This is a genomic window from Streptomyces hundungensis, from assembly GCF_003627815.1.
GTDB lineage: Bacteria > Actinomycetota > Actinomycetes > Streptomycetales > Streptomycetaceae > Streptomyces > Streptomyces hundungensis_A.
Genome location: NZ_CP032698.1, coordinates 8,076,945 through 8,093,018 on the forward strand (window position 1 = coordinate 8,076,945; position 16,074 = coordinate 8,093,018).

General features: G+C 66.9%; 14 protein-coding genes and 3 pseudogenes. 9 read left to right on the top strand and 8 right to left on the bottom strand.

Going from position 1 to position 16,074, the window contains the following annotated elements; translation table 11 throughout:
* Positions 1–100: 100 nt before the first annotated feature.
* The gene (locus DWB77_RS35940) at positions 101–505 is read left to right on the top strand and encodes a DUF4265 domain-containing protein (RefSeq protein WP_120726809.1); all 405 of its coding nucleotides are present in this window, start codon (positions 101–103) and stop codon (positions 503–505) included.
* A gap of 431 nt (positions 506–936) precedes the next feature.
* On the opposite strand, the pseudogene DWB77_RS35945 reads toward DWB77_RS35940, so the two are convergent.
* Positions 937–1,199, bottom strand: a pseudogene (locus DWB77_RS35945) (transposase); the annotation flags it as partial.
* A 55-nt stretch (positions 1,200–1,254) separates the two neighbouring features.
* Here DWB77_RS35945 and DWB77_RS35950 point away from each other — a divergent pair.
* The 3 genes and pseudogenes from DWB77_RS35950 to DWB77_RS35965 form a co-directional block, all read left to right on the top strand.
* Positions 1,255–1,758 (top strand): NUDIX hydrolase, encoded by a 504-nt coding sequence (locus DWB77_RS35950; RefSeq protein ID WP_120726811.1) that lies wholly within the window; start codon positions 1,255–1,257, stop codon positions 1,756–1,758.
* Positions 1,759–1,855: 97 nt separating this feature from the next.
* On the top strand, positions 1,856–2,203 hold the full coding sequence (locus tag DWB77_RS35955; protein ID WP_120726812.1) for an ASCH domain-containing protein: 348 nt from the start codon (positions 1,856–1,858) through the stop codon (positions 2,201–2,203).
* Between the two features lie 764 nt (positions 2,204–2,967).
* A pseudogene (locus DWB77_RS35965) lies at positions 2,968–3,713 on the top strand (transposase); the annotation flags it as partial.
* Between the two features lie 105 nt (positions 3,714–3,818).
* Here DWB77_RS35965 and DWB77_RS35970 read toward each other — a convergent pair.
* A complete protein-coding gene (locus tag DWB77_RS35970) occupies positions 3,819–4,235 on the bottom strand; it encodes a hypothetical protein (RefSeq protein ID WP_120726816.1) in 417 nt (138 codons plus the stop codon).
* Positions 4,202–4,678: a hypothetical protein gene (locus tag DWB77_RS35975; RefSeq protein ID WP_162952693.1), complete on the bottom strand. Its 477-nt coding sequence runs from the start codon at positions 4,676–4,678 to the stop codon at positions 4,202–4,204. The genes DWB77_RS35970 and DWB77_RS35975 overlap by 34 nt, the downstream gene beginning before the upstream one ends.
* 1,296 nt (positions 4,679–5,974) lie before the next feature.
* Between DWB77_RS35975 and tap the strand changes: the two genes are divergently transcribed.
* The 3 genes from tap (at position 5,975) to DWB77_RS35995 (ending at position 10,323) form a co-directional block, all read left to right on the top strand.
* A complete protein-coding gene (gene tap, locus DWB77_RS35985; RefSeq protein ID WP_120726822.1) occupies positions 5,975–8,239 on the top strand; it encodes a telomere-associated protein Tap in 2,265 nt (754 codons plus the stop codon).
* Positions 8,240–8,254: 15 nt separating this feature from the next.
* A complete protein-coding gene (gene tpg / locus DWB77_RS35990) occupies positions 8,255–8,812 on the top strand; it encodes a telomere-protecting terminal protein Tpg (protein ID WP_120726824.1) in 558 nt (185 codons plus the stop codon).
* A 206-nt stretch (positions 8,813–9,018) separates the two neighbouring features.
* Positions 9,019–10,323 carry a DUF4241 domain-containing protein gene (locus DWB77_RS35995; protein WP_120726826.1) on the top strand — a complete coding sequence of 435 codons (1,305 nt, stop codon included), beginning with the start codon at positions 9,019–9,021 and terminating at the stop codon, positions 10,321–10,323.
* Here DWB77_RS35995 and DWB77_RS36000 read toward each other — a convergent pair.
* The 3 genes and pseudogenes from DWB77_RS36000 to DWB77_RS36010 all read right to left on the bottom strand — a co-directional run.
* Positions 10,315–10,413: pseudogene (locus DWB77_RS36000) on the bottom strand (IS5/IS1182 family transposase); the annotation flags it as partial. The gene DWB77_RS35995 and the pseudogene DWB77_RS36000 sit on opposite strands and share 9 nt — an antisense overlap.
* A gap of 51 nt (positions 10,414–10,464) precedes the next feature.
* Positions 10,465–10,767, bottom strand: coding sequence for a hypothetical protein (locus DWB77_RS36005; RefSeq protein ID WP_246033763.1), 303 nt, complete (start codon positions 10,765–10,767; stop codon positions 10,465–10,467).
* Positions 10,768–10,923: 156 nt separating this feature from the next.
* Positions 10,924–11,982 (bottom strand): AraC family transcriptional regulator, encoded by a 1,059-nt coding sequence (locus tag DWB77_RS36010; RefSeq protein WP_120728627.1) that lies wholly within the window; start codon positions 11,980–11,982, stop codon positions 10,924–10,926.
* Between the two features lie 421 nt (positions 11,983–12,403).
* Between DWB77_RS36010 and DWB77_RS36015 the strand changes: the two genes are divergently transcribed.
* Together DWB77_RS36015 and DWB77_RS38105 are read left to right on the top strand one after the other, a co-directional pair.
* Positions 12,404–12,847 carry a hypothetical protein gene (locus DWB77_RS36015; RefSeq protein ID WP_162952694.1) on the top strand — a complete coding sequence of 148 codons (444 nt, stop codon included), beginning with the start codon at positions 12,404–12,406 and terminating at the stop codon, positions 12,845–12,847.
* Between the two features lie 185 nt (positions 12,848–13,032).
* Positions 13,033–13,542 (top strand): hypothetical protein, encoded by a 510-nt coding sequence (locus DWB77_RS38105; RefSeq protein WP_162952695.1) that lies wholly within the window; start codon positions 13,033–13,035, stop codon positions 13,540–13,542.
* A gap of 1,101 nt (positions 13,543–14,643) precedes the next feature.
* Here the strand turns inward: DWB77_RS38105 and DWB77_RS36025 are convergent.
* Together DWB77_RS36025 and DWB77_RS36030 are read right to left on the bottom strand one after the other, a co-directional pair.
* On the bottom strand, positions 14,644–15,120 hold the full coding sequence (locus tag DWB77_RS36025) for a hypothetical protein (protein WP_120726834.1): 477 nt from the start codon (positions 15,118–15,120) through the stop codon (positions 14,644–14,646).
* A 383-nt stretch (positions 15,121–15,503) separates the two neighbouring features.
* The gene (locus DWB77_RS36030) at positions 15,504–16,016 is read right to left on the bottom strand and encodes an RICIN domain-containing protein (RefSeq protein ID WP_162952696.1); all 513 of its coding nucleotides are present in this window, start codon (positions 16,014–16,016) and stop codon (positions 15,504–15,506) included.
* Positions 16,017–16,074 lie beyond the last annotated feature (58 nt).

Consider the following 16,074-nt stretch of genomic DNA (forward strand, 5'->3'; position numbering starts at 1 on the left):
GCATTGTTAGAGGATCTTGAGGCCGCGATCCGGTTCCTGGAGGCACTCCATCGCCATCATCACGCACGAGGACCCCATCGGCAGGGGCCCGGCCAACTTCATGATCCATGCTGACCTCTCGGACCGGCAGGACGGCTGGCGAGAGCAACTGTGGACCCGCCGGCTCACCGAGGACAGGTTTGAGGTGACGTGTTTGCCCTTCTTCACCTACGGAATCTGCTACCTCGACGTGGTGACCCTCGACAGCAACCACCTGGTGACTGCCGTGGTGCAGAAGTCCGGCCACCGGACCTTGCGCGTCGCCCTCGTAGCGGAACACCAGGATCGGGACCAACTGCACGAACTCCTGCACGGCAAACTCGTCGAAGCCGCTTTGCCGCACGAGTGGCTCCAAGGCACCTACCTTTCAGCAGACCTGCCACCCGGCACTGACGCATCGGCGCTCCTAGAGGTGCTGGAGGCGCCCGCCCAAGCCGGCGCCCTCCACTGGGAGATCGACGCCTAACCGGACTCCAACGGTCTTCCCGTTAGGCGTTTTTGGGCGAAGCCAGGACACGTGGCGGCGAGCTCGTGCCGAGCGGATTCGTCGTATACCCGCGAGTTGTCCATGCGTGCGAGGCCATGGACGGGGCGACCCGGTACCGGGTCCTGGCGTGCCATGACGTGCATGTCGCCCCCTCGGCCAGGACTTGTCCGGCCGATCAAGCTCGGAGCCAGATGGTGAGGGCTGTGACCTGCGGCGCCGGGGCATCCGGCATACGACAGGGCCCGTTGCTGTGGGCCTTGTCTGCCGCGACGCTGTCGGGCTTCTTGCGAGGCCTGCCGGGCCCCAATTTCGGGACTCGGATCTGCGTGCGGGCGCATCAGCATGCAACGGGTGCCCGCACCCACCCGCCGCCGGCGCCTGCCTCAACGGGGGCCGAAGGGTCAGAACCCGGCGTCTGCCGTGGCCTGGACCTGCTGTAGCAGACGCTCCCACGTCCCGTCGGCCGACCACAGCCGGTGCCGTTCGTAGACCGTCTTCCACGGCCCGAACCGTTCGGGCAGGTCACGCCATGGCACCCCCCGGTCCGCACCCGGTGCAGAATCTGGTCGATCACCTGCCGGTGGTCCCTCCACCTGCCACAACGCATGTTGCTGACCGACGGGAACAGCCGTAGCCGCTCCCACTCGGCGTCACTAAGATCTCCCCGCCCCAGGCCCACCACAACGAAATCGGCATGCCGGGAAAACGCCCGTCTTACGCTATCGGTCATGCCCACTCACAACCCGTCGTTCACTGTCAACGACGACGTAGAGGTGCCCGATCCCGCCTCGGACGAGGTCTGGACCGTCGGTGCCGTCATCCTCAACCGTGACGGTCAGGCGTTCGCCCAAAAGCGGAGCCCAGACCGTCGCTTGTTTCCCGATACCTGGGACATCGTGGGCGGCCACGTCGAGGCTGGGGAAACGGTTCTGGAGGCTCTCGCACGCGAGGTTGAGGAGGAGACCGGCTGGCGCCTGACCCATGTGCGGCGGTTCCTTGGCACCACAACCTGGATGGGGGACGACGGCGTTGGGCTCCGACATGAGGCCGACTATCTCGTCGAGGTCGACGGCGACTTGGACCACCCCACTCTGGAATGGTCCAAGCACTCTGCCTACGACTGGTTCAACCCCGACAACCTCGCCCGCCTCAAAGAGAACCGCAGCCCCGGGGAGTTCTTGATCCACGACCTCATCGCACGAGCCATCGAAGACCGCCCGGACAAGTCCTAGGAGATCGAGAGCCACACCGACCAGGTCGTAGGGCGGCCCGGGGCATCCAGCGGATGCGTGACACGGAGGGTTTGGTCATTCCGTTAGGGTGCGCCGAATGGACGACAGCACTTCACGGCAGCCCTCAACGGTGACTCAGACCCTGTACTTCCATCCTGACTATCTGGATGCAGTACGCGCAGAACAGAAGACGACGACGGTACGTTTCCGTGACCCGGTGGAGACGGGCCCGGTAAGCCTGGTGTTCGAGTTGGATGACGAGGTGGTGCTACCGGGTGTCGTCACGCAGGTCACTGCGAAGACGCTGGCCCAGCTCAGCGAGTCGGACGCCCGAGCAGACGGTTTCCGTGATCTCGCCGAGCTTCACGACAGGCTGCGGTTTCACTACCCCCAGATTGAGCCGACCGACACCGTCGCCATCGTGCATTTCCGGTTGGCGAAATGAGCGAGTGACCACAGGCATCGACTGGGGTGGCCTCCCCGTGCGATGCGTAGCGGCTGCGGAAGTAGGTGACTCCGTGGGTGCGGCGGTGAGTGGCCGACGGTCAGGACGCCCGCTGACGGTGGGCCGCGGCGCTGGCCGGGGGCGGGTGGCGCGGGCCCAGGTCGCGATGGTTGTCGTACTGACCTGTCGCAGCGAAGGTTGAGCGATTCTCATCGAAGATTGAGCGGGACCCCTTTAGGTCTAAGCGGAGTTGGTGAGGCCCATTGCGTCGGGTGGGTGTCCTTGAAGAGGGGCCATGCCGAACATCCTCCGAGTCGCGCTGACTGACGGGAACGTCATGACCTGCACGCACTGCTGACCTGCCGTGATCTGACCCGGTCTACACGGCAGCGCGGCGAGAAGGCTCGTCCCCCCGACCAGGAGGGGCTGGTTGATCGCTGAGGTCGCGAGCATGCTGGCGTTCCATTCGGCCGGGGCCCGAGCTGCTGCCCTCCGGTTCAACGATCAGCTGCGGATGCCGCACAAACAGGGGGGCCGCATTGTCAGTGGTGGCTCCTACTCTGTCCCGGTTGAACATTGATGGTCTTGAGTGGCAGGCGGACCGCATCGAAGGAGTCCCTCCGCGGTTGGTGGACTCTCTCCTGGAGCACGGGCACGTGGACCTGGTGGCCCGGGCGGCAGCCGAGCGGGGCGACTGGTTCTGCGCGCAGGGTGCCGTGCGCGCGCTGCAGGCGGTGGGTGAGGTCGATCGGGCGTGGGCGGTGATGAAGCCGTGGGGGTTCGTCGAGCCGTATCTGCCGGTTGGTGAGTAGGGCCCGTATCCCGAGTGGCTGCGGCAGCAGTTCGAGGGTGTGGTCTGGAAGTTCCGGTCGGGAGCGCAGTGGCGGGAGATGCCAGGCCGGTTCGGCGCCTGGTCCACCGTGCACAACCGGTTCAGGCAGTGGCGGGACGCCGGAGTCTTCGAGGCGCTGCTGGAAGGGGCGATAGCCGAGGCTGCCGGGCGGGGCGGGGTAGATATGTCACTGGTCAGCGTGGACTCCACGACGGTCCGCGCCCATCACGATGCGGCCGGAATGCGCCTGGAGGCGACCGTTTGGGATGCTCTGGAGAAGGCCGCCGTCGAGGCGGAGGGAGCCCGGCAAAAGGGGGCGGCGCGGCGGAACAAGACGGACACGGCGACGTCGCCGCTCCAGGCCGGGCCGAACGGCTGCGCGTCCGGCGGCGGCGCAAGCTCCGCTTGAAAGCCGCCCTGCTCGGGCGCTCACGTGGCGGACAGACCAGCAAGATCCACGTCGCTGCCGACCGCCTGTGCCGACCACTGGCCCTGATCCTGACCGCCCGGCAGGCCGCGGACAGCCCGCAGTTCATTCCCGTGCTCACAAAGATACGGGTCCGCGGGCCCGTCGGCCGTCCCCGCACCCGGCCCGGCGCAGCCGCCGGGGACAAGGCCTACTCGTCCCGCGGCAACCGCGCCTACCTGCGCAGACGCCGTATCAAGGCAGTCATCCCGTAGGGCAGTCGGCTGGGACCCATGTGGCGGTGGAGGCCACGGATCGAGGGCGGCATGACCGCACACCGACACCCGGCCAGGCCCGAGACCTCAGCACCGGTTGGCTTATCGCTGCCGCGTAAGGATGTACCGCTCACCCGAATCCGGCTTGCCGATCCAGGTGAAGACCGTCGGGTGTTCCTTCGTACCGCCGATGTCCCAGCCGATGGACAGGTTCTCGCAGTCCGCGATGCGGAGCTCGTACGGTCGGCTGACACCCTCGTTCTCGGTCAGCTGCCACTTTCCGGTGCAGTTGTACGCACCGGACTGCATGCCTGTGGCCTCGTACTTCTTGACGCCCTTTGCCGTCACCGTGCCGTTCGCCTCGAAGCGGAGGCTTCCGCCGCCGCCGTCCGTCCAGGTGCCGACCATGTCGGCTTCACGGAGCCGGGGCGGTTCGTAGATCTTGAGGATCCCCGTGCTGTACGCCGCGAGCCCGACCGCAAGCGTCACCGCGAGCAGCCCCAGACCGCCCAGCGCCACGCCCCGAGCACCCGCCATCGGGCCCCGGGTTTTCCGGGGTTCCCCGCCGCCCGGGCGCACAGGGTCGCGGGTGCCAGCCCGACGATGAGGCCGAGGGCAAGGACGGGATAAACGAGCAGGTCGCCGGAGCCGGCCAGGAGCGTGCAGGAGCCGATGAGCAGCGCCAGGGTGACGGCAACGACCGCCATAGTGGCCAGGGTGAGCTGCCAGCTGTCACGCCGGCCCGTACGGCGGGCCGCCGCACGCCCGAGGAGGACGAGGGGAAGCACCGCCATCGCCGAACCGGCCAGCCCTGCGATCACCGACACGACTGCCAGCAGCACGAGCGCGAATATGGTGCCGAACAGCCATCCGATGCCGCCTTCGCCTCCGTGGGACTCGGACTGCAAGAGGATCAGGACGGCGACCAGCGCGGCGATCACGGCCTCAACCGCGATTGCCACAGCCCCGACGGTGAACACCGCACCGTTCCCGCCGTCCGGGGGCCGCACGGGCATGAACCCCTGCGGCGGCACACCCGAATTCCCAGGAGCCCCCGGCGGTGTCGGCCCCCATCGCGGCGGCGTTGTCTGCCTCATGCGTCCCCCTATGTCCAGGCACATCATGCACCTGGCCACATCGGTGTGATCAAGGGGGGGAGGCAAAGCGCTCACGCCACCGCCAGCTCCGACTCCGCTCCCAGGCCGCATGCTCCTGGAAGCACTCAAATCCTCCTGCGAGCCCTCCTTGTCCTCGCCAACGCCGAAGTCCAGAGGTGACCGATGATCTCCACGCAACGATCACACTCCTGACCGGTGCGAGCCCGTAACTACCGGCCCACACCAGCCCTGTGTACTGCGGAATCAGGATGGAACGATCTCATTGGGATCGGCCGAAGTTCAGTGGGACGAGTCTTGGCTGCTGCGTTCCTTCTTGAGCCGGCTGGAGCGCCTGCCGTGGCAGAGGGCTGAGCAGGTGAGGCGTATCTGCTTGTTGCGTCCCGGTTCCAGAGGTCCGGAGCATTCAGTGCAGGTTGTCGGCTGTTGCCGGGGAGGAATGGACCCGGCTGCTCGGCGGCGGAGGTAGGCGGTGTGGCAGCAGCGATCGGAACACCATCGTCGTCTGCCGGCTTTGAGCGGAGCGTTGCAGATGCCGCAGGCCAGGTTCGGTGGGTTCGGGGAGCGGTTGGCCTCAGCCTTGTCGCGTCGGCTCCGGCGCTGGGCGTCTTGGCGGCAGGAGACCGAGCACCAGCGGCGCGTAGTGACGACGGGCAGCTGCTCGCCGCAGCCCTGGCAGGCCGCGTACCTCTTCTTCTTCGGCGGTTTTGGGTTCCGCTTTCTGTATGTCGCCTGTCGGCATGCCTGAGAGCAGGTCTGCCGGGGGCTGCCGCCGTAGGGCTGGACATGCCGGTCCCGCATTCGATGCACTGGCCGCCCAGAAGGATCTCCTTGAGGGAGGAGGGGTCTCGGTCGACCACCGCGGCCAGCCGTTCCCAGCTGAGTGAACCGCTCCATGACCAGGGCGGATCAACTAGGTAGCGGCGCAAATACGGCGCTTTGATGTGGTTGGCGGCGGCGAGGCGTTCGATGAAGGACGTGGGTCCTTCGCCGGCGACCGGTCGGATCCTTCGGGGGAGCGGGGCCCGAAGCTGAACATCGACTTCACGCGCTGTCGGCGCAACGTGCCTAGTGCGCTCTTCGTACGCCGCGCGTACGGGATTTGCACGCTTGGCGGGGTAAGGTGCCGACGGGAGGTGTTCCATGTCTGAGTTGTTCGAAGCGGTCGACGCGCTGCTCGCATCCCGGGCCACGCTGCCGCCGCCGGCGGAGCGCAAGCGCCTGCGTGCCGCTCACGGCCTGACCATCGACGAAGTGGCCACTGCGCTGAAGGTGCGGCGGGCCACGGTGTCTGGCTGGGAGGCCGGCAAGACGGAACCCCGCCCGCCGGAGCGTGATGCGTACGCCCGGCTCCTGAACAAACTCGCTGAGCTCTACCCGGCCCCGGCCGCCCCGGTCGCTGCGGTTGCGCCCACGCCCGTCGCGGCGATCCAACTGGTGGAAGCGCCCGCTCCGCAGCCAAGGGTGGAAGCGCCGACACCGCCGCCAAAGCCGGTCACCGAGGCCGATGTCGTGGCGGCAACCGAGAACGCCCAGCCCCCCGTCGCTGCTGCCCCCGCCTCCGTTACGGCGGCTTCGGCCGCCGTGCCCCGTCCGGCGAGCGCCAACAGACCGTCGCCGTCCCGCCATCCTGGCGCGAAGCAGACAGCGCCGGCCAAAGCTTCGATGGACGGGACTGACCCGCGGTTTGCGAACGGTCCGCTGGCGGTCATCGACGGGGACGCCGATGGACAGGTGCTGGCGTACTGCGTCGGCGGCCTGGTCCTGGACGTGCCTGCGAAGTCCCTCCCGGCTCTGGTGGAGTGGGTGTTGGCCGAGGGGAGGCTGGGGCAGCCGAAGTTGTCCGGTCCGGGCAAGGACGCCGATCCCCTGCTCGTGCTCACCGAGGCCGCGTTGGAGCGTTACGGACTCCCGGCCGCCCTTACGGAGCAGGAGCGGCTCGCGGGGCGCTTGCCGGAGGGGCACAAGGTCGTCAAGCAGCTCGCGCGTGCGCAGTGGAAACTGACGAAGCGCGGGTTCGGGCCTTGGGCGCGCATCTACCGCCCGGCGACTGGTTCGGAGCGGGCCTGTGTGCAGTTGTGCGTTCCGTCGTGGGGTGCGCTGGATTCCCGGCACTGGGGTGAGGCCGGGCAGCTCCCGCCGGCCGAACTCGCCCGCGTCCTGGGCGTGTACGCGTCCCGCGTGATGACGCCGCGCGGCTCGACGGCTGTGACGGGCCTGGAGCTGATGACCGCGCTGCACCCGGCGACCCGTGCCTCCGCCCCGGACGCCGACGGTAAGCGGCACTCCGAGCACAACCCCGGTTCCCTGGGCGTGGACCCGGTCGACCCGGCGCCGTGTGAGGCCCCCGACGGCCACCCCGTCCTCAAGCACCTGCCGCGCTTCCATGTGCGCGGTCCGGCGGAGAAGCTGTTCGAGGAGGCGTACGACTGGGCGCGCCCGATGACCGACGCCGAGTGCACCTTGCGCCACCTGGTCGGTATCGACGTCAACATGGCCTTCGCGGCCGGCGCCAACGGGCTGACCGTCGGGCTGGGTGCCCCGACGCACGTCACGAACCCGGGCTTCGATCCCAAGCTTCCCGGCTCGTGGCTGGTCGACCTGTCCCACGTGGACCTGTCGCGTGTGAAGGTCGGCAAGGAGTGGGTGGAGCTGGACGGCAGTCTGTTGCCGAGCCCGTTCACGCCGAAGGGCGACCGCCCCGAAGGCCCGGCCTGGTATGCGACACCGACCGTCGCGTACGCGGTGGAGCTGGGCTACGAGGTGCAGCCGCTGGAGGCGTGGGTGCGGCGGGAGAACGGCCGCTACCTGGACGGCTGGTACAACCGGCTGCGCGACGCCTACCTCGCCACCATGACCGACCTCGGCGTCGGCGCCGACCTCGCCCCGGCCGACTTCCTCACAGCCATGGACAATTACAAGGCCCGCGACCCAAAATTGGCGATCGTCGTCTCCGCGGTCAAGGCGACGGTGAAGGGCGGCCTGGGCAAGCTCCGCGAGCGCCCGCGCGGCGAGGGCTGGCGGCCCGGCGAGCCATGGCGCGCCCTGTCCCGCCCCACGTGGCGGCCGGACATCCGCGCCGCCGTCATCTCCCGTACCCGCACCAACTTGCACCGCAAGATGGTGAAGCACGCCGCGTTCACCGGGCAGTACCCCATCGCGGTCCTGTCCGACTGCGTCGTCTACGCCGCCAACGGCCCCTCTCCGCTGGACTTCCTGCCCTACCGCGAAGGCAAGCCGCTGCCCGGCGGGTTCAAGCTCGGCATCAACCCCGGCCTGGTCAAGCACGAAGGCACCCAGTCCGTCCTGTGGGGCGAGGAAGTCCGCGAGCGGTTCAACGCCCCCGAACTCAACCTCGCCCGCTACATCAAGGACGGCACCGTCACCGACACCGACAACGGCGAATAGGGGAGCAGGCAGCCAATGAGCATGTTCGGGGACGGCCTGGACGCCGCCGTGCAGAAGACCTTCACCCGCCCGGCACCCAAAACCGCAGGCCCTCAAATGCGGTACTTGGTAAAGCAGTTGGGCAGCACCAGAGCGGTCGCCCAGATGCTGCGGATCTCCCAGCGCACCGTCGAGCGATACGTGAAGAACCAGATCAAAAAGCCTCGCCCGGACCTCGCCGGGCGCCTTGAGCGCGAGGTGAAGAGGCGCTGGCAGCCCCAGATCCGGGCCAAGGCCAGGGCGAACGCGGCTTCCACCGGAGGCATCGTCATCGACGCCCGCGCCCGCATGGGCTACACCGCGCCGATCGGCTCGACGGACCAGGACCGCATCCGGCACCTGACCGTCGCCCTGCCCCCGGTCTACGCCGCCCGCCTCTTCGACGCCCAGGAGCAGGGCGCCGGCGACACCCGCCTCCAGGAGATCGCCGCGGAGGCGCTCAAGGAGGTCTACTTCCAGGACGGCGGCCGCCGCGCCGGCAGCCTGGAGGAGATCCGGTTCACCGACATCGAGCACCTCGAGTTCGAGTTGTAGCCGCCGACACCCCGCTATCCCGCGAGCCCTTGCTGCGGACCACCCCGAGTCTGCTGCGCTGGCTGCATGGGCTCAGCAGCCGAGCCACGAGACCCTGGACCCCGGTACGGGACCTCAGCCGTACACCGGCCCGACCCGGCAGGGTCGTTGTCGCAGGTGGCGGCTATGTTGCAGCTCGTCGGTACGGAGGAGATCGGGGAGCGGCAGTGGTGATTGAGGTGGGGTACGCCCGGGCGTGGGACCTGGAGGCTCGTGTCCCCTGGAGGCCGATATCCGTGGAGGAGGCCCGTGAGCGGGATCGTGCCGGGCTTCCGTATGTGGTGGTGTACCGGACGGCGGGCCGGGAGGCGCCGTTGGAGGTTCGGCTCGTCTCCTGGCGGGATCACCATGTCGGCCTGTTGGTCTACGACGTGCAGGGCCGCCGTACGTACGGCGCGGACATGCGGCTGCTGGACAACCAGATGCGCCTGCTGCACCGGTACACCGTCTGCTGGAAATACACCCGCCCGGACATGGTGGAATTCGATCAGGCGTGCCCGCGTGTCGCCGTGGAGCTCTTCCCGGATGGGAGGGGCCGGCTCACGCAGGAGCCCCAGGGCAGGCCCGGAGGCGCCCACATCACCGTGCCCGAGGTCCGCGACGACGGGCGCTGGATGGAGCGGCCCGCCTTCGGAGAGTGGCCCCTTCTCTCGGCCCAGTTCCACGGCGTAGCGGAGACAACGGCCTTCGAGTGCGCCGAGGAGGTCGCGGCCGCCGACGACGACAGCGGCAACTCTCCCGCTCCCGCCACCTGTTGGCGTCCGCCCCGCCCCGCGCAGCCTGGACCGATGAGTGAGCTGTTCCGGCCCGGGGTGCGCGTGACCGACGGGTACCACCCTGAGATGACCGTGGTGGAGCCGCGGCGCATCGGTACCCTGCGCGTGCCCAGCGGACTGCTGGCCGTCTCCGGCCCTGACACCGACCATGCAGACGGACCGCACGTCACGGTCCCCGTCACACCTGGCGAGTACGTGCTGGACGAGGCGCGGGCCCGCCACACCTACCACTGCGCGCGGGAGCAGAGCGAGGTCACGCGCACCGACACGATGGCCGTCCGCCTCCTCGTCAGCGAGGCGCCCGCGGTGTCCTGGGAGATGGCGCTCAGGCCCGAAGACGACCCTCGGCTGTTCATCGAGAACCAGATCTCCGGATTCATCACCGACGGCGCCACCGGTTGCTTCGCCGATGCCGGGGCATGGGAGCCGCTCCTTGCCCTTTTCGAGAAGGTCATGACCCAGGAAGATCCGGATCTCGACCCGGACGTCTATGAGGACATCAACGACTCCATGTACCTGCTGCGTACGCGGGACAAGGCGTCCGGGGGCGAGCTGGCGGCCTTCGCAACGACAGGGGACGGCACCTATCCCGTCTGGGTGGGTCGCAACGAAGCCGGTGAGGTGGTCGCGGTCGTAGTACTGGTGGAGAGGATGCCTGAGGTGCTCCCGGACGCCGTAACCACCACCGACGCCTGATAGATGAGCCAGTTGCCGGTGCGTGCGCCAGTATGTCGCCGCCAGCAGAACCCGGTCCTCCAGCGGCAGATTCGACGGTCGTCCGCGCCGGGTCTCGTTGGCGACTTCGTCACACGCTTCCCGCCGGTACTGGCGCGCTGATCACTTGCTGGAGAGTCGCAGATCCCCGGACCAGCTGTCACACCGGACACGGCCGGAGTCGAAGGTGAGCTCAAGCGCGATGCGGCCGGTGGACGGGTCCGCTTCTTCGTGTACCGCCAGGACCGTCTTGCCGAGATGGTCTGCGAACGGGGTCTTGTTGTGAACCTGCGTCACCTCGACGCGTCCGCACTCCGCCATGTCGTATCCCTCATGGGGGACCGATGTCTCTACGATCAGGCACCGGTCCGAACCCGTCGTCACGTGGGTGGTGGCCCCCTCGCTGTCGATCAGCCACACGTCCAACGGGTCGGTCCGGGGCTCCGCACCGTACCGGTGCCACGACGCAAGCACTCGTTCAAGACGCCGCCCCACCAGGTAATCAGGGCGCACCCCGGTCCCGTGCAACGGGCATTCGCTCAACCGCTCCGACTTCACCCAGCGACCGTACCGTCCGCCACGTCATCCCTCTCGAATCGCAGGGCGAGAAGCGGCGGTTGGTGCAACTGGTGCTGAAGGATGGAGCGGGAGGGCGCATGGAGTACCGGTCGGGGGTATGACCTGTCTTCGGAAGTCTGTGGGAGGTATGCCGTAGGCGTTCTTGAATGCGCGGCTGAAGGCCGCAGCATGGCTGAAGCCTCGACGTGCTGCAATGGCGTGCACGGGGACGTCCTGGCGCAGGGGGTCGGACAGGTCCTGCCGTGCTCGGGTGAGTCGCTGCTCAAGTAGGAAGCCTGCAACGGTCATGCCCTTCCCTTCCTGCTGGAACAGTCGGTGGAGGTAGCTGACGGATATGTGATGCGCGGCCGCGATGGCTGCGACGTCCAGTTCGCTACTGTCCGAGTTGTTGTGGATGAAGGACTTGATGCGGAGCAGCGAGGTTCTGCGATGGGTCTCGGGCGGCAAAGACCGGTCTGCGTCGAGCACGCCGGCGAAAAGTGACGCCACAAGATCAGCCAGAACCGTACTGAGCCGTGCCCCGTCGCCCTCTTGATAAGTGCTGCTTTCTTCTGTTACCTGCGTAAGGAACGTGGCCAGCAGGGATCCGATTCCGGTTCGGGCTGAAATGCGTCTGCCGATGACCTTTGCTGCCGCGCGAGGGGGCATGGGGAGGGCAGCCTTGGGGATCTCAACGCCGATGATCTCAAACGGATCCGGGCCACTGCTCAGTTCGAACGATCGCGAGGTGTCACTGGTGTGGTAGTCGAACGCGCCGTGGACCAACGTTTCCTTTCCCAAGCGGAGCATTCCCGTACCGCGCTTGACGAGGGAGATGTGAAAGGCCTCTGGGTCGGACTTGCTGATCAGCTTGGGAGTGCGACGGAAAGTGAGAGGGAAGCATTCAAGCGGATAGACTGTCACGTCGCCAAGGGCGATGTTTCGCTGATTGACCCAGAATTCTGCTTCGTGCTCGCTTCGCAAATCCATGGGCGCATGGGTTTCAGTCATGATGTCCCGCCACGTTCCGAAGCGATCGGCGGGCTCGAGTGCGGAACTCCGGAAAATGGTCTCAGGCAGCATGATCACGGGTCTACATCGGTGGCAGTGGGCGACGCAAGGTGATTTAGCGACATGGTGGACGCTGTTCAGGCTGGCCTCAAGTGGGGTGAGAGGTCGGACGGTTGGTCGTGAGGTGGCTACCTCCGTCGTCACCTTGGTTCTCCATCAACAGGTGAGCCCCGGAACGCTGTTGCTCTCGCAACGAGCCACCATCTTCGACGTCCCGCGGTGGGCGTCGAGCACGTCCCTGGGTGCCCCAGGTGCCCAGGTGCTGGCGCGAGTCTTCAGGCGCGGTCCCAACCACCCCGGATCAGCGGATCATTGCTGCCCTCCATACCCGCCGGACTGGACGCAGGCCGGGGGAGCAGACGGCGTGCTGTCGACTGTCGGTTAAGGAGTTGTGCACTCCTGGCCAACGCCCCACTTGCCGGAGCTTGCAACGATGGCGACGGCCCGGGAGGCCGGCGGCATCGGCATACGACATCACGACCATCAGCTATGGCGTGAGTCGCTGACCAGGGGAGTTTCCTTGATTCGTTTCCAGAAGATCACTCTCAGCACTGCGGGCGCGGCTCTGGCCGCTGTCGGGCTGCTGGCCGGGGCCGGGACGGCCACCGCCGGTACCAGCGGTCAGCAGGTGAGCGTGTCCACCCGATGGTCCGACCAGATAAGAATCTGCGGTCGCAACCACGTCGGCGACGCGGCCTGCACCGGTTGGATCGCTACCCCCAACGCCTGGACTTCGCTGCCTGGTTGGTGGTGGCAGGGCGAGCTGACGATCCAGGGTTACCAGCAGGAGACCCAGGAATATCGCGTGGGCTACTGCGACGTTCCCCCTTCCCAGCCCTCGGACTGGACGCAGTGCAACCTCTACGGCACGCTCTGACCGCGTCGCTTGTCACTGGCGGGACAGCCGATCTGCTGCCCCGTGGGCACCGCCCAGATCGGGTCGCGCGCGATGCCTGGTGGTCGGACAGGCCCTCGATCCGGGGATATTTCTGTGTGCGCCATTGAAAGTTCGGGTCGAGACTTCGGGTCGAGCAATTTCCATCACTCATGGAGCGTTCTGAAATGAAGTTCGCACGTACGATAACGACCGCTGCGGCGGCCCTCTGCCTGTCGGTAGGTGTAGCAGGTAGCGCCTATGCGCAGGACGACGATGTCTACTGGGCGATGAGCGGCAACGAATGTCTCGCTCATGATGTCACCGACCGAGTGCTAACCATGCGATCACCCTGCCACTACGACTACGCACTCAGTCGACCAGGGCAGGGAGGCTGGCAAGTCACGTGGCATGAGGACAACAGCAACCTAGAGGCATCTGACGGCAAGTCCTGGGCGATGAAGACGATCGGCGACGGCGGTAAGTGCCTGACCGCTTATTGGCAGGGTCAGGTCTATCTCGAGCCCTGCGCGAACCCGGTCAACTGGTATGAGCAGTGGTATGAGGACTGGAACAACGGTTACTTCCACCTCAGGAACCGTGAGACCGGTCAGTGCATAGCCCGCAGCAACTTTAGTGATCAGGACGTCACAACAGCGGGATGCGACTGGGGTGACGACAGGCAGAACATGTGGTGATGAAGGTGATGAACGCACGCGCGACAAGGCGGGAGTAGATCACCGCCGTCCGTGCCCGGTGGCTGGGGCCTCGGCTGGTTTGGCGTTTGCCGTCCCCCCAGCGTGGCTTTGGTGACCTGGTCCAACTGCTGACCCACCAGCGGACCCGGCCTCGTAGCGCCCGACGACATCAGGGCTCGCGTAGGTCCAGGACGGCGTGCGGCAGGTCGTGCCGCAGATGCCGGCGATCGAGTAGTGCTGCTACGGAGTCCTGTCCGCCGTGCCCTCTCTGGTGGCACTCTGGTAACCGGACAGCACGCGCCCGTGCGTATGAGCAACGGAGAGATATGAGTGACGACCGTGTGCTGCGGTGTCGGTGTCGCCATCTCTGGACAGTTCACCTGGACGGTCACTGCGACAGCGAGGAGGGCCATGGGCCTTGCAGCTGCCGGGGCTTCTATCCCCAAGACTGGCGGCCCAACACTACCGACACCTGTCGTGCGTGCAGCCGCCACAAGTCGCAACATTCCGGGGTGAGTTGCAAAGCAAGCATCGGTCAAGACACGGTGACTGACCGCCACTTCGGGATCGAAGGCGATACTTGGGCCACGAAGAGGCCGGTCGAGATCACCTGTACCTGTCAGAGGTTCAGCTCAGCCAGGAGAACCTGCTCGTTGTGCCTCCGGCTCTGTTTCTGGGGGCTGTGGCATGTTCTTCATCTGGGCCAGTTCCCGGACCGTACGCCCCTTCGTGAGCTCACGCAGGAAGAGTGCCAGTGCGTTCGCCTCGGCCGTCTCGCCTCTCGGATCCCCTTGCAGACGTCCCGCCCTGCCCATCGTCGCACCACCTCCGCATCCACGGGCGCGCTCGCACTCTCCCCGGCGCGCTCCCATCAGACCGATGCCTCAGCAGATCAGGTGGCGTCGCGGTCTGCGAGCGATTGTCGGACAAAGGGGAGAGGCGGGGTGACTCATTCAAGGGCAGGGCGCGCAGGGGACGGACGGCATACGCGCGGCTCCCCTGCCACCGTCGCAGGGGAGCCGCTACCACCGGGAAACCCGTCAGGATTTCACCTGACCGATCGGATACGTACCGCGCGTCTTGCGCGATCGGTATTCGCCCTCAGTCACAGATCGTCGACGCGCGAATGGCATCGACAATCGCCACGGTGGAACTCGCAGAGTTCTTCATGATGGCGTAGACCTTGCCGCAACCTCCCCGTGCCCGGTACACCGGACCCGCGTACTGCGTGAAATACCCCGAACCCTCGGCACATCCATCGGCAATCCAGTTGGAGCACACCTTGAGTTTCATCCACATTCTCGTACCGGTGTTGTTGTCGAGAATGGCGCAGGTCGGCTCGTCGTTCAGATCGCCGTCCGTCGGTATGCGGTAGGTGAACAACGTCGCCAGCCGCTGCTCGTTGGTGGGAAGTCGCTGAGCGTTGTCGAGTACGTACCCCGCACCGCACACGACGGCCGCGGCGCGCACCTCTTGGGCATGGGTGGCGGCCAGCGCCCGGGTTTCCGCGTTGGCTCCGGCCGTGACGTCGGCGCCACGCAGGGGCGGACCGGCTTCGGGCCTGCGGCGCGGCCACACCCAGTGCGGCGATGCTCGCCAGCACGACCAGGTACCGCTGGGCCCTGCGCCTGAGCGGGCCCTTGAGCGATCCGGCGGCCGTACGGGCATGGTTCGGTGGGGAAGCGGGAGTCGGACGACGGGACATGGATCCTCCGATGGGGCTGGACAGAACGACGTGGGAGCCGTTCCACCGTGCGGAGGCGCTGATTGACCGTCAACTCGCGCGCGCCTCTTCCCAGGTGGGGCGCGGACAATGCCGTTGTCCGCGGACAAAGGGCCGGGCCCGTTGTCCGCGGACCACGGGCCCGGCAGAGGTGGTGCCCTACTGGTGGAGCCGTGGCTTCAGCCGGTGCCGAAGGCGTCCAGGAGGGCGAAAAGGCCGGACGGATCGTGCTGCTCCGTCAATTCCAGCGCTGGTAGTTTCCGTTGTTGGCGGGCAGGGCGTAAACGTCGCCGTTGCTGTTGGTATCGAGGTAGCGACCGGTCTGGCGATTACGCAGGTGGAAGGAGGATCCGTCCCATTCCTCATACCACTGCTCGTAGTAATTGGCGGGGCTGGAGCAGGTCTCGAGGTAGACCGGGGACGGGGTATTGGGATCGTCGCCCGGCTGCGAGTAGCTGGTGAGGCACTTGCCGTTCCGGCCGACGCGCTCCGTCCAAGCACCGTTCGGGTTCTCCAGGTTGTCCTGGGAGTCGTACCAGTCGACCTCGTAGCGGTTCGCGCCGTCGAAGCAGGTCAGCATGCCAGTCTCCGTACCGACAATGTCGCCGGGGGCGGAGGTCAGGCAGCCGCCGGTCGCCTTGTTCCGCCAGGTGACAGTGCTGCCCGAGGCATGGGCGGGGGCGGTGGCCGCGAATACGAGAGCCGGGACGGCCAGGACAACACCCATCTTGGCGAGATGACGCTTAAGCACGGTTGAAGTCCTCCGTGGGAAGGCAACTGGTGTGGGCAGTGAGTCAGCGGTAGTACGG